Origin of the sequence: Brevibacillus sp. MS2.2, assembly GCF_013284345.1 — a bacterium.
Taxonomy (GTDB): Bacteria; Bacillota; Bacilli; order Brevibacillales; family Brevibacillaceae; genus Brevibacillus; species Brevibacillus brevis_C.
The window spans coordinates 21,773-41,446 of record NZ_JABSUZ010000021.1 but is presented as its reverse complement, the minus strand read 5'-3'; the positions used below and the strand labels follow the sequence as shown (position 1 = coordinate 41,446).

The 19,674-nt window shown below is 46.8% G+C and carries 22 protein-coding genes; 4 read left to right on the top strand and 18 right to left on the bottom strand.

The features are described 5' to 3' along the window. Positions 1 to 94: 94 nt before the first annotated feature. A complete protein-coding gene (locus tag HP568_RS18755) occupies positions 95 to 1,591 on the bottom strand; it encodes a LysM peptidoglycan-binding domain-containing M23 family metallopeptidase (RefSeq protein ID WP_048035466.1) in 1,497 nt (498 codons plus the stop codon). A 173-nt stretch (positions 1,592 to 1,764) separates the two neighbouring features. On the opposite strand from HP568_RS18755, the gene HP568_RS18750 reads away from it, so the two are divergent. Continuing rightward, positions 1,765 to 2,220 carry a hypothetical protein gene (locus HP568_RS18750; RefSeq protein ID WP_082196027.1) on the top strand — a complete coding sequence of 152 codons (456 nt, stop codon included), beginning with the start codon at positions 1,765 to 1,767 and terminating at the stop codon, positions 2,218 to 2,220. Positions 2,221 to 2,286: 66 nt separating this feature from the next. Here the strand turns inward: HP568_RS18750 and HP568_RS18745 are convergent, their stop codons facing one another. From HP568_RS18745 to ychF, 10 genes are all read right to left on the bottom strand, one after another. After that, positions 2,287 to 2,502, bottom strand: a complete 216-nt coding sequence (locus HP568_RS18745; RefSeq protein WP_007720197.1) for a hypothetical protein — start codon at positions 2,500 to 2,502, stop codon at positions 2,287 to 2,289. A gap of 131 nt (positions 2,503 to 2,633) precedes the next feature. Further along, the gene (locus HP568_RS18740) at positions 2,634 to 3,920 is read right to left on the bottom strand and encodes an adenylosuccinate synthase (RefSeq protein ID WP_048035468.1); all 1,287 of its coding nucleotides are present in this window, start codon (positions 3,918 to 3,920) and stop codon (positions 2,634 to 2,636) included. Positions 3,921 to 4,101: 181 nt separating this feature from the next. Then, the gene (gene dnaB / locus HP568_RS18735; protein ID WP_048035469.1) at positions 4,102 to 5,451 is read right to left on the bottom strand and encodes a replicative DNA helicase; all 1,350 of its coding nucleotides are present in this window, start codon (positions 5,449 to 5,451) and stop codon (positions 4,102 to 4,104) included. Positions 5,452 to 5,475: 24 nt separating this feature from the next. Further along, on the bottom strand, positions 5,476 to 5,919 hold the full coding sequence (rplI, locus tag HP568_RS18730; protein WP_017246819.1) for a 50S ribosomal protein L9: 444 nt from the start codon (positions 5,917 to 5,919) through the stop codon (positions 5,476 to 5,478). Between the two features lie 26 nt (positions 5,920 to 5,945). Further along, positions 5,946 to 7,883, bottom strand: coding sequence for a DHH family phosphoesterase (locus HP568_RS18725; protein ID WP_173629895.1), 1,938 nt, complete (start codon positions 7,881 to 7,883; stop codon positions 5,946 to 5,948). 4 nt (positions 7,884 to 7,887) lie between these two features. Then, entirely contained in the window at positions 7,888 to 8,796 is a 909-nt protein-coding gene (locus HP568_RS18720; protein ID WP_173629894.1) for a DUF2232 domain-containing protein, read from the bottom strand. A gap of 101 nt (positions 8,797 to 8,897) precedes the next feature. Continuing rightward, entirely contained in the window at positions 8,898 to 9,128 is a 231-nt protein-coding gene (gene rpsR, locus HP568_RS18715; RefSeq protein WP_016739387.1) for a 30S ribosomal protein S18, read from the bottom strand. A 40-nt stretch (positions 9,129 to 9,168) separates the two neighbouring features. Then, positions 9,169 to 9,648: a single-stranded DNA-binding protein gene (locus HP568_RS18710; protein ID WP_173629893.1), complete on the bottom strand. Its 480-nt coding sequence runs from the start codon at positions 9,646 to 9,648 to the stop codon at positions 9,169 to 9,171. 29 nt (positions 9,649 to 9,677) lie between these two features. Next, complete coding sequence (rpsF, locus tag HP568_RS18705; RefSeq protein ID WP_007720183.1) at positions 9,678 to 9,965, bottom strand: 30S ribosomal protein S6; 288 nt, start codon at positions 9,963 to 9,965, stop codon at positions 9,678 to 9,680. Positions 9,966 to 10,108: 143 nt separating this feature from the next. Then, positions 10,109 to 11,209: a redox-regulated ATPase YchF gene (gene ychF, locus HP568_RS18700; RefSeq protein ID WP_015894083.1), complete on the bottom strand. Its 1,101-nt coding sequence runs from the start codon at positions 11,207 to 11,209 to the stop codon at positions 10,109 to 10,111. A 213-nt stretch (positions 11,210 to 11,422) separates the two neighbouring features. Between ychF and HP568_RS18695 the strand changes: the two genes are divergently transcribed. Next, the gene (locus tag HP568_RS18695) at positions 11,423 to 12,046 is read left to right on the top strand and encodes an NAD(P)-dependent oxidoreductase (protein ID WP_173629892.1); all 624 of its coding nucleotides are present in this window, start codon (positions 11,423 to 11,425) and stop codon (positions 12,044 to 12,046) included. A 66-nt stretch (positions 12,047 to 12,112) separates the two neighbouring features. Here HP568_RS18695 and pepF read toward each other — a convergent pair whose 3' ends face one another. Continuing rightward, on the bottom strand, positions 12,113 to 14,023 hold the full coding sequence (pepF, locus tag HP568_RS18690; RefSeq protein ID WP_048035473.1) for an oligoendopeptidase F: 1,911 nt from the start codon (positions 14,021 to 14,023) through the stop codon (positions 12,113 to 12,115). Between the two features lie 356 nt (positions 14,024 to 14,379). Between pepF and HP568_RS30175 the strand changes: the two genes are divergently transcribed. Beyond that, complete coding sequence (locus HP568_RS30175; RefSeq protein ID WP_017246824.1) at positions 14,380 to 14,466, top strand: YjcZ family sporulation protein; 87 nt, start codon at positions 14,380 to 14,382, stop codon at positions 14,464 to 14,466. 219 nt (positions 14,467 to 14,685) lie between these two features. On the opposite strand, the gene HP568_RS18680 is transcribed toward HP568_RS30175, so the two are convergent. From HP568_RS18680 to HP568_RS18665, 4 genes are all read right to left on the bottom strand, one after another. After that, positions 14,686 to 15,465: an Ig-like domain-containing domain gene (locus tag HP568_RS18680; protein ID WP_173629891.1), complete on the bottom strand. Its 780-nt coding sequence runs from the start codon at positions 15,463 to 15,465 to the stop codon at positions 14,686 to 14,688. A 114-nt stretch (positions 15,466 to 15,579) separates the two neighbouring features. Next, positions 15,580 to 15,789, bottom strand: a complete 210-nt coding sequence (locus tag HP568_RS18675) for a DUF951 domain-containing protein (RefSeq protein WP_007720174.1) — start codon at positions 15,787 to 15,789, stop codon at positions 15,580 to 15,582. Between the two features lie 15 nt (positions 15,790 to 15,804). Next, a complete protein-coding gene (locus HP568_RS18670) occupies positions 15,805 to 16,680 on the bottom strand; it encodes a mechanosensitive ion channel family protein (RefSeq protein WP_048035475.1) in 876 nt (291 codons plus the stop codon). Beyond that, entirely contained in the window at positions 16,677 to 16,958 is a 282-nt protein-coding gene (locus HP568_RS18665; protein ID WP_056495748.1) for a putative Se/S carrier protein, read from the bottom strand. The genes HP568_RS18670 and HP568_RS18665 overlap by 4 nt, the downstream gene beginning before the upstream one ends. Before the next feature lie 214 nt (positions 16,959 to 17,172). On the opposite strand from HP568_RS18665, the gene yyaC reads away from it, so the two are divergent. After that, positions 17,173 to 17,778, top strand: a complete 606-nt coding sequence (gene yyaC / locus HP568_RS18660; RefSeq protein ID WP_048035477.1) for a spore protease YyaC — start codon at positions 17,173 to 17,175, stop codon at positions 17,776 to 17,778. A gap of 90 nt (positions 17,779 to 17,868) precedes the next feature. Here the strand turns inward: yyaC and HP568_RS18655 are convergent, their stop codons facing one another. After that, positions 17,869 to 18,768 (bottom strand): diacylglycerol/lipid kinase family protein, encoded by a 900-nt coding sequence (locus tag HP568_RS18655; RefSeq protein ID WP_173629890.1) that lies wholly within the window; start codon positions 18,766 to 18,768, stop codon positions 17,869 to 17,871. Positions 18,769 to 18,936: 168 nt separating this feature from the next. Next, entirely contained in the window at positions 18,937 to 19,650 is a 714-nt protein-coding gene (locus tag HP568_RS18650) for a DUF554 domain-containing protein (RefSeq protein WP_173629889.1), read from the bottom strand. Positions 19,651 to 19,674: the final 24 nt, after the last annotated feature.

The window sequence follows — 19,674 nt, the reverse complement described above, 5'->3', positions numbered from 1 at the left end:
GCCGTGTAAAGAAGGGCTTGGCATTCAATCCCTGCCAACAAAAAAAAGGGCCCCCCTCCTAAGAGTTGCCCTTTCCTTTCCAGAAATTACTTGTCTATTTTAAGTAACGAATCGGGTTTTGATTTCGTCCATTTTGTAGAACCTCAAAATGCAGGTGGACGCCGGTCGATTGTCCAGTAGAACCCTTTACGCCGATTTTCTTTCCTTGGCTAACGACATCGCCGACTTTCACATTAATGCTGCTCATGTGACCGTACAATGTCTTCATTCCATTGCCGTGGTCGATGATAACCGATTTTCCATAGTCACCATTCCAACCAGCGAATGTGACACGTCCATTGTCTGCCGCCATGACAGAACCAGCACCGGCAATATCAATTCCTTTGTGCATGCTACCCCAGCGTTTGCCGAAGCCGCTGCTGATATACCCACTAGCAGGCCAGCTCAAACGGCCTGTCCCGCGCGATGGAATTACTTTTGTACCGCGCTCCATAATTTTGGTTACAGGCTGCACAGTTACATCTTGTTTGATGACTTTGCGATTCACTACTTGTCCATTTTCTTTCACAACTTCGTACTTAACTGTTTTACTGCCGTTTTTACCTTCTTGTACGACCTTGGTTTCGCCTTTAGGAACCTTGTCATTGTTTTTAATTTGGGTATTAAAAGCAATAACCTCTTGTTGATCTACTTCTTCTTTGACTTGTACTGTAACCAGCGGACGCACCGCAGTTACATTGATTTCTTGTCCCAATTGAAGGACGGTATTTTCCGTAACACCTGGGTTGTTCGCGTAAATATCTTTTGACGTAATGCCGTATTTCTTCGCAATGCAACCGATGCAATCGCCTTCTACGACCGTGTGCTTCATATCCTTGAAGGTGCCTTTTACCAGCAACTCCTCCAGTTTATCGGCAGACAAAATTTGAGATGCATCGACTGTTTCGGTTTGCATCTCTACATTTTCTTTAAATGCAACTTCTTTTACCGGATTTGGTTTGACTGGGACTGTGGATGCTGCTGCTACAACAGCCTTTTTCCCCGTCGTTGCAGGAACTCCGGAATATCTTTGCTTCACTTCAGCCAGTACTTGATCAGCCGATTGCTGGTCTGGCATGTAACCTACCACTTTGCCGTCAATCGTCAGCTTAACGCCCTGAACCTTGATATCCGCTACGGACGCAAGAGCTTGTACAGCGGCATCATTATTGAACGGTGCCTTGAATTCACGCTCTTCTTCGAATGTGATATAGTCAGCCAATTGCAAGTTGAGGCCTGTTTTTGCCTTTTCCTCTTCCAGCTTGGATGCTGTCCAGTTATGTATCACATTTGGATCATTTACCACGCCAATCTCTTTGCCGTTCACACTGACATGGTAGACAGAATTGACATTGCTTGTGTAATAGTATTGTGCAGATGCTCCAGCAGCAATCGTCAAAACTAGACCTGCCGCAATTGAAAGCGATTGTTTTTTATGCGACTGGATATAAGAGCTTGTACGTTTCATTGTACGTTTCGCCAGATCACTGCAATCCCGAACGATTCGTGATGACCGTTCTTGCAGCTTGGCCTTCCATTCCGACCAATGCATAACTTGTCCCTCCTGAAAACAGATACAACTTGCTCGTTCCATTTCCTGAAAATTTTTAATTTATTGACTAGGTCGTAAATCCCATAATTTAGTTTCCATTAATCTGCCAAATTGCCTAAAGAAACCAACTATGTCGACTTTACCATAAGAATAACGACAACATCAAGTGTAAATTGCTGTCGAATAAAAAAATAGACACAGAGTCACTATATGTACAAACAATTGGTAGCATTTATCATATCTGGAGGCTGATATACGTGAAGGAACGTAATATTCTTGCAGGATTTCGCACCGAAGATGATGCCGAAAAAGCAGAACAAGCACTTCGACAAGCTGGTTTTTCTATCATTCAGATCGACAGAATCGGACAATTCCCAGGTGACGGGAATGAACAAATCCTGAACCCTATATCCGGAGATTTTCCCAGCTTGGGCAACCTTACCCTGGCAGGTGACTTCCCAAGCGGCAGGGATGCAAGCGTCATGGCCGCAGTAGATCCAGACGCCAGCGGCATGGCTGATCGGGGCGATGACAATTTGAATCGCAGTGTCTTGTTAACGGCAGTCGTACCAGAGGAACAAGGTGACCTTGCGACTGAGATCATCCGATCGTATGGAGGCACGATCTAAAATAAATATAGCCATCTTCCTAAATGACTAGGAAAGATGGCTTATTTCGTTATGGACATCTGTGACTCACACCTCTTGCATCGAGGTAACGTCTTTTAACGCAAGTCTGCGTATTTTCGTTTTCTCGGCGTCATTTGGTTGTTTGTATGTGGTGATAAAGCATAGGTAGCCATTGTTGAAATGAGTCATGGTTCCCTTGATGACGACGCCATTGATCATCTTTACCTGTACATTTTTGCCCAGCAGCTTCATGGCCTTTTGGTCAAATCCAAAACCCATCATCACTTTTCACCTCTCCATTTCTCCCTATGTCTATCCATATGCCCAGAGGGTGTCGTTTCGTGTCTGTCCCTTGCAAAAAAAAGAAAGCTGCCGAATGCTCGACAGCTTTCTTCTATTATATAGTCGATAGCTTATCCGTAAATGCCACGAACAACAACCGTTTGCTCACGATCTGGTCCTACGGAGAAGATCGACATTGGGATACCAGTCAGTTGTGTGATGCGCTCAATGTAGTGACGAGCGTTTTCTGGCAAGTCGTTCAGATTGCGAACACCGGTGATATCCTCAGTCCAACCTGGCAGCTCCTCATAAACTGGCTCACATTTCGCCAGCAGGTTGAGGTTCGCCGGGAACGACTCGATAACTTCTCCATTGTATTTGTACGCTGTGCAAATACGCAGTGTCTCAATGCCAGACAATGTATCCAACTTGGTGATCGCCAAACCGGTAATACCGCTGACACGACGAGCATGACGAACAACTACACTGTCGAACCAGCCTACACGGCGAGGACGACCTGTTGTTGTACCATATTCGAAGCCAACCTCACGAATATGGTCACCAGTTGCATCAGTCAGCTCAGTCAGGAACGGACCGTCACCTACACGCGTGGTGTAAGCTTTTGCCACCCCGATTACTTGGTGGATCTTGGTTGGTCCAACACCAGAACCGATAGTCACACCACCCGCAATTGGGTTGGAGGACGTTACGTAAGGATACGTACCTTGGTCAATATCGAGCAATACGCCTTGTGCACCTTCAAACAATACGCGGTTGCCGCTATCAATGGAATCATTGAGGACAACAGATGTATCGGTTACGTAAGGACGAATGATTTCTGCCAGAGCCAAGTATTCATCCAGAATTTCTTGAAGCTCAAAGCCAGTTGTGTTGTACAGCTTCTCCAGCAGCATGTTTTTCTCTGCCAGGTTGCGCTCCAGCTTGCGAGCAAACTCTTCGCGATCCAACAAATCAGCGATACGAATACCGATACGCGCTGCTTTATCCATGTAAGCAGGTCCGATACCTTTACGGGTCGTACCGATTTTGTTAGCACCGCGGCTATCTTCCTCTACGCCATCCAGCTTGATGTGGTAAGGCAGAATCACATGCGCGCGATCACTGATTTTCAAATTGCTTGTCGAAAAACCGAAGCTGTGAATGTACTCCAGCTCTTTTACCAATGCTTTCGGATCGATTACCATACCGTTTCCGATTACGCAGGTCTTGTCACTATAAAAAATTCCGGATGGAATCAAATGCAGCTTATACTTGTTACCATCAAAAATAATGGTATGGCCTGCGTTGTTACCGCCTTGATAACGAGCCACTACCTCTGCACTTTCAGCTAGATAGTCTGTAATTTTACCTTTACCTTCATCGCCCCACTGGGTTCCGACGACAACGACTGTTGACATCGAAAAACACCTCCTGATATTATCATGTCTTTTCGGGCCTGAAACAATCTAAGTTTACTAAACGAGACTCCCCATGTCAACGCTAAATACGAACATTCATATAGTTAGTTCTTAATATGTTCGGCAATTCAATATAGAAAAAAAAGCCGGAATTTCTCCGGCTTTTCTTCCATTCGAACTATTAACCTGCTTGATTCCGAAAGCGATGATCCAAGTTAACGAATTTGTTGAATTCTTTCAGAAACGCCAACTCCACCGTTCCGGTCGGGCCGTTACGCTGTTTGGCGATAATGACTTCGATGACATTCTTGTTTTCTGATTCCTTGTCATAGTAGTCATCACGGTACAAGAAGGCCACGATATCGGCGTCCTGCTCAATCGACCCTGACTCACGGATATCGGACATCATCGGTCGCTTGTCCTGCCGTTGCTCTACACCACGGCTCAACTGCGACAGGGCGATAACCGGCACGTTCAGCTCACGCGCGATCCCTTTTAGTGTACGAGAGATCTCAGATACTTCCTGCTGACGGTTATCTCCTTTGCCTCGTCCATGAATCAACTGAAGGTAATCGATCAGGATCAAGCCCAAGCCCTTCTCTGTTTGAAGGCGACGGCATTTCGCCCGGATGTCCTGTACAGTAACCCCAGGTGAATCGTCGATGTAAATCGGCGCTTTCGCCAGCGTACCGATTGCCATCGTCAGCTTTTGCCAATCGTCTTCCTCCAGTGTACCGGAACGCATCCGGGACGCATCCAGATTGCCCTCCGCACAAATCATACGCTGAACTAGCTGAGAAGCACCCATCTCCAAGGAGAAGATGGCTACGGTCTCACCTGCACGGGCTGCTACGTTTTGCGCGAGATTCAAGGCAAAAGCCGTCTTCCCTACGGAAGGACGGGCTGCCAAGATAATCAGGTCACTGCGCTGCAATCCTGCTGTCATCTTGTCCAAATCCGTATAACCCGTAGAAATCCCCGTAATATCACCGCGTCGCTGACTCAAAAACTCAATTCGCTCGTACGTTTCCAGAAGGGCATCACGAATCGGTGTAAAACCGCCACTGTTGCGATTTTGGCCGATCTCCATGATATACTTCTCCGCATCCGCGATGATCTGCGTGACATCATCCTCACGGGAGTATCCGTCATTGGCAATCTTGGTAGCTGTATGAATCAATCGCCGAAGCAGCGATTTTTCTTCTACAATTTTTGCGTAGTATTCGATATTGGCAGCCGTTGGAACTGAACTGGCGATTTCCGTGAGATACGTAACCCCGCCGACCTCATCCAGCAGCTTGTGGTCCTGTAGATCCGCTGTAACCGTAACCAGATCGACCGGTTCGCCTTTTTCATACAGGTCCACCATCGTTTGAAAGATGCGCTGATGCGCTGTCTTGTAAAAATCCTCCGGACGGAGAATCTCAATGGCCGTGATTAAAGCTTCCTTAGACAAGAACACGGCACCCAGTACCGATTGTTCCGCTTCCTTGTTCTGTGGCGGCACACGATCCAAAAACAGGTCGCTCACGTCACACCCCCCACAATTGAGACATTATTCTTCCACAACGTGTACTTTCAGAGTCACGGTTACTTCGTTGTGCAGTTTTACTTTGATTTGCGTCACGCCCAAAGCACGGATTGCATCCATTTCGAGCTTACGCTTGTCTACTTTGATTTTATACTGATCTTCCAGCGCTTGCGCTACTTGTTTGCTGGAAATTGCACCGAACAAGCGACCACCTTCGCCTGCTTTTCCTACTACTTTCACTGTCAGCTCTTCCAGCTTTTTGCCCAGCTCCTGAGCATCCAGCTTTTCTTGCTCCTTGCGCTTATCTTCGCTGCGCTTTTGAGCGTCGAGCGTTTTCACGTTGCTATCTGTCGCTTCTTTTACCAGCTTCTTTGGCAACAAGAAGTTGCGTACATAGCCCTCTGACAAATCCTTCACTTCGCCTTTTTTCCCTTGGCCTTTTACATCTTGAAGAAAAATGACTTTCATCATCGTTTCCCCCTTTATATTTTGGCCTATACGACCGAGTCAATCGCTTCTTTCAAACGACGTGTAGCTTCTTTAATTGATATGCCTTGAATTTGTGTGGCAGCACCCGTAAGGTGACCGCCTCCACCCAGCAGTTCCATGATGGACTGAACATTGATGTCGCCCAGAGAACGTCCACTGATCAAGATCGTATCATCGGATCGCTCTGCAACAACAAACGACGCCTGGATACCTGACAAAGTGAGTAGCTGCTCAGCAGCTTGCGCCACCTGTACCTGAGTGTAATCCTCAGACGGGTCGCCTACGGCAATCGCCATGTTGTCGCGGTACGTTTCCGTGTTCATGATGATTTTTGCCCGCTTCACATACTGCCCCAGATCTTCCTTCAACAGACGCTGGACAGCCGCGGTATCGGCCCCGTTACGGCGAAGGAAAGACGCCGCTTCAAAGGTCCGCGAACCTGTACGGAAGGCAAAGCTTTTGGTATCCACCACAATCCCAGCTAACAGTGCCGTTGCAATCAGATTGTCGATATTCAATCGCTCGCTCTGATATTGCAAGAGCTCCGTAACCAGCTCGGCTGTAGAAGAAGCATATGGTTCCAGATACAAGAGTACTGGCTCAATGAACTCCTCCGAACGTCGATGGTGGTCAATCACCACAATTCGGCTCGTTTCTGTCAACAGCTTCGGCTCAATCACCAGCGATGGTCGATGTGTATCGACGACTACCAGCAATGTGCGGCCAGAGATGAGTCGGATCGCCTGTTCTGGCGTGATAAAGGTCTCAGCCAACTCTTCGTTGGCATAAATCTCTTTCATCAGACGCTCGACAGAATGATTGCCTTCGTCCATGACGATATAAGCCGTTTTGTTGTGCAACTGCACAGCCTTCAATACACCAAGTGATGCCCCGATGGAATCCATGTCAGGCTGTTTATGCCCCATGACGATGACGTGCTCCGCCTCATGAATGAGATCACGCAAAGCATGTGCAATAACACGAGCCCGGACACGTGTCCGCTTTTCCACCGCATTCGATTTCCCACCGTAGAAAGTGAGCTTGTTGCCAATCTTGACAGCGCACTGGTCGCCACCGCGCCCCAAAGCGATATCCAAGCTTGATTGCGCCATTTGTCCCAGCTCAATGTAAGTGGTAGCGGCCGCTCCAACCCCGATACTGAGCGTAATCGGAATTTTGTTGTCAGCCGTCATCTCCCGAACTACATCAAGAATGTCAAATCGCGATTCTTCCAATTTATCAAGTGCTTCCCGTTCCATCAGAGCCAAAAACTTGTCGGCCGTGATTCGGCGAAGATATATGCCATGTTTGTTGGCCCACTCTGTAATCACACCAGCCACGCTTGTAGAGAGCAGCGTACGGCTCTGATCATCCATGACTTGTCCGACCTCGTCCAAATTGTCGAGGTGAATAATGGCAAGTGCAGCCTTTTCTCGATGGTAACGAGTCGTCAATTCTTTGAAGTCCGTAATGTCCTTGAAATACAAAAGACGCTCATCGGACCGCACAATGACCTCGTATACCCGCTCGTTATAAGTAAACTCCAGCCGTCTTTGCTCCGGCTTCCAAACCAGTTGGGGGAATACCTCTTGAAGGCCTTTCCCGATCATGGATTCATCCCCGGACATATGCGTCATATACGGGTTTACCCACTCAATTGCCTTTTCCTCGTTGTATAAAAGAATTCCGATCGGCAGTTCCTGGATAACGCCTTCTCCCGCCTTCTTCACGCGATGGGTGACCGTTGCCAAATAAAGGCGCAAGTCTCTTTGGAACCCCTTTTCTGCTTGAAGAGCGTAAAGAACCAAGCCAATCAAGCAAATCATGCCGATCGCCCCGTACATCCAATGGAACAAGGTCAAAATCCCCAACAACAGCAAGCTAAAGCTGAGTGCCAGGACCATATGCATCCCGTACCAACGCTTTAACAGGAACTTGGGCATTTCCTCAGCCCCTCTTCACTCTTGTTTCCAGTTTTTCACGCAAACGAATTCCTAGGTCAAATATCCATACTAGACTAAGTATAGTACTTAGGGGTGGAAAAATAAATAGACAGACAATGAGCACGGGAGTCAATCTCTTCCAGCCGTACAAATAGGCAGCAAATAGACAAAAACTCAAGCCCTGCAAAACAAAAATAACATCCAGCATGACTTTCAGGTTCATCAGGGCGATTTCCCAAAACGTTCCCTGCATGCTTTCAGCAAACAACAATAGACTGATCATCGCAATGAAGTAGTAATAAATCAACGAACGCGGGAAGTTCCATTCCCGAATTGGCTTCAATGCTGGAATCGGTCTGCGCAGACGTCGTCCAATCAGACTCGCCAATCCATGAATAATGGCGGTCGATAAAAAGCTGAACATGACAAAACTCGTAGGCAAGACGATTTTACCCAGTTCAAGGAGCTGATCAAACTGCTCTTTTGGCATCATTGCTGGACGCAGCTTAGCAACCTCTTGAATCATGGCATTAAAATCAACGTTCATCCCGAATGCCATGAATGCCAGCATGGAAACGACACTCAAAAAGGCAACGCCTGCCCCTGCCACAATCGCCGGAAGAGCCGCTCCTTTTTTCGCATAAACAATCCCCATGACTGAACCCCAAACCGCACTCGAAAAAGCAAGTGTTGCCGCAAACGGACCAGTAACGATCCAGCCCAAAAACGTAAAAGCAAGGGTGATCCAAACCATGTTAGGTACTGTTCGATTTACTGCCAAAAGGATAAAAGGCAGAGGTATCAAGAAACTGACCAGTCCTCCCAGTACCGTATATGTACTGAGAAACAGCAGCACCAGTGCGATACCCAGTATAAGGGCATTTTCAGCCAAGTGTTTCGTTTTGGACGGCATGTCAGCACCTCATTATTCATGTCTCATGTACACTCTCCATAGAAAACTATGGAAAAAAGAGGGCCACGCAATTGTGCCCCCCTTTTTATAGCTTTTGCAACTTATTCAGCAGTGTAAGGCAACAGTGCTACTTGACGGGATCGCTTGATCGCGATTGTCAGTGCACGTTGATACTTCGCAGAAGTACCAGTTACACGACGTGGCAAGATTTTGCCGCGTTCGCTGATGAACTTTTTCAGCAAGTCAACATCTTTATAATCGATGTGCTTGATTTTGTTCACTTTAAAGAAGCATACTTTACGACGCTTATTAGGACGTCCTTTGCGTGCCATGATAGTCCCTCCCTCTTAGGAATGTGAAAGTTATACGATACTAGAACGGCAAGTCATCATCTGAAATGTTGATCGGCTTGCCTGCACTCGCGAAAGGATCACCAAACGGATCATAGTCATTATTTCGTTGACCGGATGGTTTGTTACCGCCACCGATGCCCGGTCCTGGATCGTATCCTGAATTGTCTCCGCCGGATTCATTACCTCGACCGCCCAAAAATTGAACGTTCTCCGCAACGACTTCCGTCACGTATACCTTTTTACCTTCTTTATTATCATAGGAGCGTGTTTGCATACGTCCTTCGATGGCTGCTTGTCTACCTTTACGCAAATAGCTTGCGCACAGGTCGGCAAGTTTTTGCCAAGCGACAATGTTAATGAAGTCCGTTTCTCTCTCTCCCGCTTGATTGGTGCGGGGACGATTCACGGCCACAGTAAAAGTAGCAACGGCAACGCCATTTGGCGTGTAGCGAAGTTCAGGATCTTTCGTCAGGTTGCCGATGAGAATGACTTTATTCATCTTGGTTCCCCCTCTGATCGCGACAATGATTACTTCTCATCACGAACAAACATAAAGCGGATTACGTCGTCATTGATTTTCATCAGACGCTCAGCTTCCGCAACAGCATCGGAGTTCGCTTTGAAGTTCATCAAAACGTAGTAACCTTCACGGAACTTGTTGATTTCGTACGCAAGACGACGTTTACCCATTTCTTGAAGCTTAGAGATTTCGCCACCATAGTTAGTTACAACATCGCTGTAACGAGCTACATTGGATTTTACTTTCTCTTCTTCAAGGTCTGGACGCAATACATACATTACTTCGTATTGGCGCATACCTTTTCACCTCCTTATGGACTTTAGCGGCCCTGTTCGGGCAAGGAGCGAGTGCTAAAACGAAACGCACAAATCATGCACTCCATAAATACTCGCATTATCGTATTATAGCAAAACGCCTATAACGAATCAAGAATTTCGTACTAAACGTTGAAGCGGAAATGCATAACATCTCCATCTGCCACTACGTACTCTTTCCCTTCAAGACGGTACTTCCCACGTTCTCTGGCTACCGCTACGGAACCAGCATCTACCAGATGATCATAAGCAATCACTTCGGCACGAATGAATCCGCGTTCGAAATCGGTATGAATCACGCCTGCCGCACCTGGAGCCTTTGTACCCTGACGGATAGTCCATGCGCGAACTTCTTGTACACCTGCAGTGAAATAAGTTACTAATCCCAACAGTTTGTAAGCTGCACGAATCAAGCGATCGAGACCAGACTCAGTAAGTCCGAGCTCTTCCAAGAACATTTCTTTGTCCTCGCCCTCGAGCTCAGCGATTTCTGCTTCTACTTTCGCGCTGATCACAACCACTTCTGCACCTTCACTCGCTGCATGCTGACGAACTGTCTGCACATGCGGGTTGTTATCTGCATCGTTAATGCCGTCTTCCGCTACGTTGCACACGTACAGCATTGGCTTGATTGTCAGCAGATGCAAATCGCGAATCCATTTGCGCTCTTCGTCATCGAGTTCAACACTGCGAGCAGATTGACCCTCTTCAAATGCGGCTTTCAACTTCTCCAGCACGTCCAACTCTTGCTTGGATTCCTTGTCGCCGGATTTCACTTTGCGTGCAATGCGATCAATACGACGATCAACAGAGTCCAGGTCAGCAAAAATCAGCTCCAGGTTGATTGTCTCGATATCGCTCAAAGGATCGACACGACCTGCTACGTGCGTGATGTTCTCATCTTCAAAGCAACGTACAACATGTGCAATCGCGTCCACTTCACGGATGTGTCCGAGGAACTGGTTACCAAGACCCTCGCCTCTGCTCGCACCTTTTACCAAGCCAGCAATGTCCACGAATTCAAACGCTGTCGGAACTACCTTGTTCGGAACGACGATCTGTGTCAGCTTTTCCAGACGCTCGTCTGGCACCTCCACAATACCTACGTTAGGGTCAATCGTACAGAACGGATAGTTCGCCGATTCAGCACCCGCTTGTGTAATGGCATTAAACAATGTCGATTTCCCTACGTTTGGAAGACCGACGATCCCGCAAGAAGCACCCATCTATATACACTCCCTTATCATCATCCTGATATCCTTTTAAGTATATAGATTTGGTTTTCAGATTACAATTGTCTCCTTGTGGAAGCTTTTTTTACTTGTCTCCTCCTGTACTCATCTTAGCTCCATGTGGTGGGACAAAAAAAGAAATGCTAGACTAGACAAACAGAATCTGTTTGCTACGGTAAAAGGAAAGGTAACGAGGTGACTACAAAAATGAAGCTCTTACTTCTCGGTGCCACTGGTCGTGTAGGAAGCCATATCCTCGACTATGCATTAAAAGATGGGCATGAAATAACCGTTCTCGTTCGCTCCGCAGACAAGCTTCTTCATCTGGCTGCTGAAAATCTGCACGTTTTGACCGGAAATGTCCTCGATCAAAAAGATGTTGCTTCCGCCATGTGTGAAGTTGACGCGGTCATTAGCGCACTTGGGACAGATAAAGCGACGACGTTATCTGAAGGAACTCCCTATATTATTGAAGCAATGAAGCGAGAAGGCGTTTCACGCATTATTACAGTGGGCACCGCCGGCATCTTGCAAAGCAGAGTTTCTCCTGACCTGCTCCGCTATCAATCCAGTGAGTCCAGACAAAAATTAACGCGTGCTGCCGAGGAACATCACAAGGCATACTCGCTCTTGGAACAGTCTGAGCTCGATTGGACCATTGTATGTCCGACTTATTTGCCTGATGGCGAGTATACGGGGATTTACCGGGTCGAAGCCCACCAGTTGCCTGTAGATGGGATGCAAATTTCCGTGCCCGATACGGCAGAGTTTACGTATCAGCAGCTTTCTAGTTTTGAATACATACAGTCGCGAGTCGGCATTGCCTATTGATCCATACAAGAAAAAACAGGCTCCTATCCTTAATGGAAGGGAGCCTGTTTTGCTTCTGTCGTGTCTTTATTTCTCGTTTACCAGCTTTTCCAGCTCATTCAATGTCTCTTCGAAAATTTCCATGGCTTGCTCGATTGGCTGGGACGTGGACATGTCCACACCTGCAGCTTTCAGCACCTCGATTGGCGGAGCAGAGTTACCCGCTTCGAGGAAGTTTTTGCGAACTCGATCCACTGCTGGCTGACCTTCATCCATGATTTGCTTCGCTAATGCTTGTGCAGCGGCAAAGCTCGTCGAGTATTGATAGACGTAGTATTTATAGTTGTAGAAATGGCTCACACGTGCCCATTCCATACCGATTTCCTCATCGGAAACCATGTCTTTTCCGTAGTACTTTTTGTTGATATCGAGGTAGATTTTCTTGATCGCTTCCGCATTCAGAGATTCCCCAGCTTGCTCCTTCTCGTGAATCGCTCTCTCAAACTCCGCGAACTGCGTCTGACGGAACAGCGTGGAACGGAAGTTTTCCAGATAGTGATTCAAGAGATACATCTTCTCTTCCTTCGTCTTCGCCTTCGCGTACATGCTCTTGAACAGCAAGGTTTCATTCATGGTAGAAGCCACTTCTGCCGTGAAGATTGGATAGTTGGATGAAATGTAAGGCTGGTTTTTGTTCGTGTAATAGGACTGCATGGCATGTCCCATCTCATGGGCGATGGTATACACATCATCGAGCGTACCTTGGTGATTCAACAGTACATACGGATGTGTATCATAAGCACCCCATTGGTAAGCACCCGTGCGCTTGTCATCTGTGGAGTAGACATCTACCCAGCCGCCATCCAGGCCGTCAGACATTGCCTTCACATAGTCATCACCCATTACCTCTAACCCGTCAACTACAATTTTCTTTCCTTCGTCGAAGGAAATATATTTGTCATCAGATGGAACGATCGGCACGTAAATGTCGTACATGTGCAATTCCTTCACGCCAAGCATTTTCTTTTTCAAGGAAATGTAGCGATGCAGCAATGGCAAATTGTCATTCACCGTGTCAATCAGCTCATCATACACCTTCGTCGGTACGTTGTTCGGTGTCAGGCTAGCTTCCAGCGCAGAATCGTAATTGCGTACCGCTGCGTAGAAATTATCACCCTTTACTTTGGCAGCCAACGTCGATGCAAACGAGTCTTGGAAATCGATCAGAGCGCCATAGTACGCTTTGAACGCTTCTCTACGCACATTTTGATCTTTACTTTCCATATAGGAAATAAAATTGGCACGAGTCAACTGAACTTCCTTGCCTGTCTCATCTTTGATTTTAGGGAACCTCACGTCTTTGGACAGCATGCTGTAAATATTAGTCGGTGCACCGCCCAACGGAGACGATTTTGCCAAGAGCTGTTCCATATCCGCAGAGAGTGAGTACGGCTTCGTTCTCAGCATGTCTTCAATAAACAGCTTGTAAGGCTCCAGTTCCTTTTCGGACAGCAAGCTCTTTATTTTGTCATCGGAAATCGCAACGATTTCAGGCTGTACCCAAGAGGTTTTTTCCGTGACAAGCGTGTACATTTTCTCAGCGCGGTCTCCCAGCTTTTGCAGATCAGGGTTCGCGGAGTTTACATCGAGAGACATGTTTGCATACACGTATGCTTTGTCATTTAAGCGCATCAATTCAACATAGTCATCAAATGCCGCCTGCATTGCAGCAGAAGAAGTACCCAGCTTGCCTTGGTGCTTTGTGAAAGCGTTTGCCAAAGATTCAACTTTAGCAACATCCTTTTCCCATTCCTTAACAGTCGGATAAATATGATCCAGCTTCCACTTGTACGCATCTGGGATCTCAGCGCGAGTTTGATAAGAAGGCTTTTCAGCAGCAAGAGCTACCGCCTGCGTGCTGTAAGGAATGAATGGTACGGATACTGTCGACAATGCAATGGCCAAAGCCGTAACTGATGCAAATACTTGCTTCTTCAAATCTCAATCGCCCCTTTTCTTCTATCTATTTTTGCCAAATTTATAAGTGTGTAATTATATTTTCACCTGCCAAATTCCTTCTTACTAATAAAAATTTTTCAAATATTCAATAACAACCGTCAATTTATCCAGAGAAAATCCTCTTTTGTGGATAAACCTGTGGATAAGTATTTGCTAACAACTTTTTATTCCCTGCAACGTTTGCAGACACTCCTTCTCTTCGTAAAAAGTTGTCCACATTTTCTGTGGATATGCTGTGTATAACTTATTTTCTTGGAACTGGGGCATCCGCCTATACCCCGTTGTGGGTTCCTACATAGCATGAGTATTGAAACTACGGTAGGAGGTGTTAGCAAGTGGGTATCTTTAACGGCTTCGACGATTTCGCGCTGATCTTGGTTCTGTTCATCCTTCTCGTTATCGTAGGTTGCGACTGCGACTAACCTACTCCGCTGCCATCCAGCCTATCTGAAGGTAAGCTTGCTTCCTCAGCATCCTTACCTTCTCCAATTCCACATAGATCATAGCCAAGGCAATGCAGCCTAGGGATAATGATCAGTCATAACCTAAGTACCATCACCGGGAGATACATTTGATCGTACAAAAGGAAAAAAGGATGCAGCCAATAGAGGCGCATCCTTTTTTTTACCCACATACTTGGACTATTTCGACCCGGTCTGAAAAGTTATCCACTGCACTTGATTTACATTACCTGCTATGTCCTTAACCAAACCCGCAATGAGACTTACCTGATATCTCGTATGTGGCTGCCATTTTCCTTTTGGCTTCACAGACAGCATCCGCTTGCTTTTGTTCCACGTAATGGTATGCGGAACGATAGCACCTTTTTCATCTGTCACACGAACTAATGGCCCGGCCGTTTTGCTGGAGAGGACACCACCACCAACCAAAGCAATCTCTTCTGCAAACTGGAGTGTCACTTTATCCTGGAGCTTTACATTTTTGGCCCCGTGACCGGGCAATATGACTGCTTGTGGAGCAATATTATCCACAGGTTTTTTCGTTTGAAACGTGCTGGTTAGCTCTGGATTCAAATTGCCTCGCCGATCCTTCAGTTTTTTGGCCAACAAGCTTACTCGGTAGGACGCCCCTGCTTCCAGATTTCCTACCGGATCAATCGTCATGCTTCGATCTGTTTGGTTCCATTTTGCCGTAAAACGAACCTTCTTTTTTTTCGCATCCGTGAGCGAAATGATCGAGAGACCAGACTTATCAGAGAGCTCTTGCCCACTTTTTAACGAAACTGGCCCCGAAAACGTCAGTGTAATGATTTGATCCGGGTCAATTTCCGCCGATTTGTTAGCCGGGGATATTCTCACTCCCCATTCGTTTGCCGACTTTGCCCACGCTCCCTGTGATGGAAGTAGGAAAAGCGCAAGCACTACTACCCATTGCAACCACCGAACACTCATCTTTTTCATCGAACCCCTCCCGTCTAAAACGACAAAGCCGCTTCCGGAAGCATATAAACGCGTCGCTTCATCGTTTACAGGCATTGTAGAAAAAGACAGATGGGTTGATCAAAGAAATATGGTCTATGCTTGCGGTTCTTCCTCCGCGCGAATCAGTATCTTTTTCAGCTTGCGTTCAAATTCTAGTCGCCCAATCATCACACTATGATCGCACCCCGTACATTTGATTCGCACATCCATGCCCATGCGTATGACCTTCCACGCATTCGTGCCACATGGATGTGGCTTTTTCATCTGTACGACATCCCCCAGTCCAAATTGCTTGCGTTCCATTTCTCTTTCTCCTCTCTACACTGTTCCCTTTCCAGACACCGCGACGATTTTTGGATACGGAATTTGAATGCCTCGGTTGGTTAATTCCGTTCTGATCTTCGCACGCAAATTTCGATTGACCCCGTGATGTGTGTTCGGCTTGCACTCAGCCGTAACCCGGATGATGACTTCGGAAGGTCCCAGTGCATGTACTCCCAAAATTTGCGGCTCAGCTACGATATCCGTCAATTCTGTTTGAGCCGATGCCAACACTTCTTTGAGCACAGACTCAACTTGGTTCAGATCTTCTTCATACGCTACAGATACGTCAACAACCGCTAACGTATTTTGCAAAGAAAAGTTGGTCACTTGATTAATCGTACCATTTGGAAAGATGTGCACCTCACCCGTCCAGCTTCGCACCTTTGTAATGCGCAGACCAATCTCCTGCACCGTGCCCGTCAAATTGTTGATCGTTACGACGTCTCCGACAGCAAATTGGTCCTCAAAAATAATGAAGAATCCCGTAATGATATCACGCACGAGACTCTGCGCCCCGAAACCGACTGCCAGCCCCAGTACTCCTGCGCTTACCAAAACAGGACGCAAATCAATGCCCAACAGCTGCAAGATCATGAGAATCGCCAAAAAGTAAATGCCATACTGCACGACATTGTTGACAAGAACCCGCATCGTGTCTACTCGGCGTTGATCCATTTGAATCTTGCTTCCATGGCGGTGCTGGAACACTTTATTTACACCTGATTGCACAACGGAAACGACAATTCGCGATAACAGGATAATCGCTACGATTTTCAGTACAGCCATCCCTATATTTACCCACATATCTGCATCGGTCACATACGCATATACTTGGGCATAAATTCTCTCAAAAAAACCAGCCTGATTCATTCCTCCCGCTCCTTCTGCTCCCCGTTTTGGTCGACCTCGCTATACTGGCCAAAAAACTGACGGAAGTATCCTCGTATTACCACTTGTTGCTCCATCATGATCGCTTTTGCTCGTGAGTAATCCGACAGTGGGAACTCAATGGAAAGGGCGCAGCCTGCCGTTATTTCTTTCGGCGTTGGTCTTGTATCGATCTCAATATCTTCGTACTCCAGCAGCATTTCTGCCCGCAAGGCTTGCTGCGTGGAATCAAACGCGATCAGAACTGTCTCTCCTCCCATTTCACTCCCCCTTATCTTTTTCACACAAACTGCTATAGGCTCCTCTTATTTTACCTGTTCGCTTTCATGCATGCCAGCCTCGCTGAGTTTTCAAAACCTACGTAACTTTCCCATTAGCAGGTATAAAAATGTCATATCGGTACGATACTGTGAATACTTTTATATAACCTTTTACAGGTTGGTTTCAGCCAAGTCGGCAAGAGTGGGGGTTTCCATGAGTACATCCGATAATCGCAAGGATTATTCTTTGCCACCTTTTAAAGTGGAATACCGCAGTGAAAACGCAGACGAGCACCTCGCCGGTCACCTTGCGCAGCGCTTTCGCTTAAATCGGTTCGATGACGACCTTGTCATTGTATGTATTGGGACAGACCGTTCTACTGGTGATGCTCTAGGCCCATTAGTAGGAACCAAGCTCATCGCACAGTCACCTCGTTTTTTGCAGGTGTACGGAACGCTTGAGGACCCTGTACACGCCATGAATCTTAAGGAAAAATTAGAGCTCATCCACGCGAATCATCCGACAGCTACACTCATTGCAGTCGATGCCTGTTTAGGTCAATTTAGCCACGTCGGAAACATCAATGTAATTAATGGTCCACTAAAACCAGGGGCTGGTGTAAAAAAAGAGCTGCCTCCTGTTGGTTGCTTCCACATTACCGGAATTGTCAACGTAGGAGGATTCATGGAGTATTTTGTCCTTCAAAATACCCGCCTCTCCATCGTCATGAACATGGCAGATATCATAGCTTCCGGACTGGCAAAAGCCGTAACACTGGCTTCTACGCCTAGTCGATTCGATAGTGTCTTATATGATTGACCGTTTTTCCCTGCAAAAGGTTCCATCCCTCTTTGGAAAACTTGCTTTTCGATCTGTTCTCTCCCTTAACGGATGACAGGTCTATTTTTTTTATACAAAAATCGTCAGGTGCTTTTCGAGCACTTGGGCGCTAATCGGCGTTGGTGCTACGCTTTCTCCATCTGCATGGACAGGCAGTTGCCCTGCTGCTTGTATCGTTACCTGCTTGGCCCTATAAAAACGGACACCCGGATGATGACGGTGAGCTCCTGTGAATATTTTCGGAAAAGCAGCTAACAATCCGAGTCGACTCATACCACTTACTACGCAAATGTCCGCAATGCCGTCGTCCGGTTTAGCATCGGGACAGATCAGCATTCCGCCTCCATAATTCGGAATATTGGCAGCAACAACTAGCCAAACAGCCTCTAAACGAGCCTCATGACCATCAACGTTCAGGACGATGTCACGTGGCTGATACGTACGTACGACGCGAATGACCGATATAATGTAGGCCAGCGCTCCGAGCTTGTACCGATTCAGCCAAGCTTTGTACACAGCTTGATCCGTTATCTTTGCTACCTGTGCATCGAATCCGGCTCCGATTGAATTCACAGCTACTTTTCCATTCAATAAAATCAGATCGATTCGCTTTTCCCCTTTTTCCGACAGAATTCGCTCTAATGCCTGTAACGGTTTCATCGGAATTCCATGCCCGCGAGCGAAATCATTCCCGGAACCAGCCGGCACCAATCCAAATCTGCATTCTTGATTCGATTCGTATATTCCGTTTATCACGCCTCGGACCGTTCCATCCCCTCCGACAGCAATGATTTTTTTTACTCCCTCTTTTTGAATCAGCTCTTTTGATAATTTTTCGGCGTCCCCCTCTCCTGATGTCAACCTGACATGAAAAGGCGCTCCTAGACGTCGTAGCGTCGGCTCAATTTGCCTCCATACGCTCAACCCTGTGCCATTGCCCGATACAGGATTGACGATTACACCAAACATCATCATTCTCTCCCCAACATGCTGTCGTACTTGTACTGTCCCGTCCCACTTATCCTTACTTGCTCGCAAATCAAGTTTTTGTATCATATTATCGCATGCAATTTTTATCGATGAAAGTTGATTTTTCATAAAAAGAGACTCCTCCCGAAGGAAGAGTCTCTATGCTACCTATGAAAACAGCTTTGAAATCCAATCTATAAAGGGAACTCCGACTGCTGCGATCACTAATGCCGGCATCATGTTGGCTACCCTTATCTGTTTGATCTCCAAAACGTTTAATCCAATGGCAATAATCATCAAGCCACCTACCGCCGTTACTTCTACCAGGATGGCATCCAGCATCGTTTCGCTCACCAAACTGTAAATGCTCGTAGATAATAACGCAATCATGCCTTGATATATAAACACGGGCACTGCCGAAAAGATGACACCGATTCCTAGCGTTGATGCGAAAATGATCGCAGAGAATCCATCTAGCATTGCTTTCATAAACAGTACTTCGTGGTTGTTACGCAACCCACTGTCCAATGAACCGAGTACAGCCATGGCACCAATACAGTACACCAGCGTCCCCGTGATAAAACCAGTGGCGATACTGCCTTGGCTCCCACCGACTTTCCTCTCCAGCCAGTGCCCCAGATTGTTTAGACCTTTTTCAATCCCAATCCATTCACCTAGTACTGTTCCTAGCACAATACTGATAATCACGAGTAAAAAATTATCCGAACCCAGGCACATTTTAATGCCCAATACGAATACGGCCAGAGCAATTCCTTGCATGACGGTTTGTCGCATCGACTCCGGAATTCGCTTCAACATTCTGCCTAACAATGCCCCTAAGATGATTGCTCCGGCGTTGACCAATGTTCCCAGCAAGATCACTTGCGCTGTCCCCCTACAGATGCC

Excerpts from the sequence above, each read along its gene's own strand:
- HP568_RS18755 (WP_048035466.1), bottom strand. The coding sequence starts at position 1,591 with ATGCATTGGTCGGAATGGAAGGCCAAGCTGCAAGAACGGTCATCACGA.
- HP568_RS18745 (WP_007720197.1), bottom strand. The coding sequence starts at position 2,502 with ATGATGGGTTTTGGATTTGACCAAAAGGCCATGAAGCTGCTGGGCAAA.
- HP568_RS18740 (WP_048035468.1), bottom strand. The coding sequence starts at position 3,920 with ATGTCAACAGTCGTTGTCGTCGGAACCCAGTGGGGCGATGAAGGTAAA.
- rplI (WP_017246819.1), bottom strand. The coding sequence starts at position 5,919 with ATGAAAGTCATTTTTCTTCAAGATGTAAAAGGCCAAGGGAAAAAAGGC.
- HP568_RS18725 (WP_173629895.1), bottom strand. The coding sequence starts at position 7,883 with ATGCCCAAGTTCCTGTTAAAGCGTTGGTACGGGATGCATATGGTCCTG.
- HP568_RS18720 (WP_173629894.1), bottom strand. The coding sequence starts at position 8,796 with ATGCCGTCCAAAACGAAACACTTGGCTGAAAATGCCCTTATACTGGGT.
- rpsR (WP_016739387.1), bottom strand. The coding sequence starts at position 9,128 with ATGGCACGCAAAGGACGTCCTAATAAGCGTCGTAAAGTATGCTTCTTT.
- HP568_RS18710 (WP_173629893.1), bottom strand. The coding sequence starts at position 9,648 with ATGAATAAAGTCATTCTCATCGGCAACCTGACGAAAGATCCTGAACTT.
- rpsF (WP_007720183.1), bottom strand. The coding sequence starts at position 9,965 with ATGCGCCAATACGAAGTAATGTATGTATTGCGTCCAGACCTTGAAGAA.
- ychF (WP_015894083.1), bottom strand. The coding sequence starts at position 11,209 with ATGGGTGCTTCTTGCGGGATCGTCGGTCTTCCAAACGTAGGGAAATCG.
- HP568_RS18695 (WP_173629892.1), top strand. The coding sequence starts at position 11,423 with ATGAAGCTCTTACTTCTCGGTGCCACTGGTCGTGTAGGAAGCCATATC.
- HP568_RS18680 (WP_173629891.1), bottom strand. The coding sequence starts at position 15,465 with ATGAAAAAGATGAGTGTTCGGTGGTTGCAATGGGTAGTAGTGCTTGCG.
- HP568_RS18675 (WP_007720174.1), bottom strand. The coding sequence starts at position 15,789 with ATGGAACGCAAGCAATTTGGACTGGGGGATGTCGTACAGATGAAAAAG.
- HP568_RS18670 (WP_048035475.1), bottom strand. The coding sequence starts at position 16,680 with ATGAATCAGGCTGGTTTTTTTGAGAGAATTTATGCCCAAGTATATGCG.
- HP568_RS18665 (WP_056495748.1), bottom strand. The coding sequence starts at position 16,958 with ATGGGAGGAGAGACAGTTCTGATCGCGTTTGATTCCACGCAGCAAGCC.
- yyaC (WP_048035477.1), top strand. The coding sequence starts at position 17,173 with ATGAGTACATCCGATAATCGCAAGGATTATTCTTTGCCACCTTTTAAA.
- HP568_RS18655 (WP_173629890.1), bottom strand. The coding sequence starts at position 18,768 with ATGTTTGGTGTAATCGTCAATCCTGTATCGGGCAATGGCACAGGGTTG.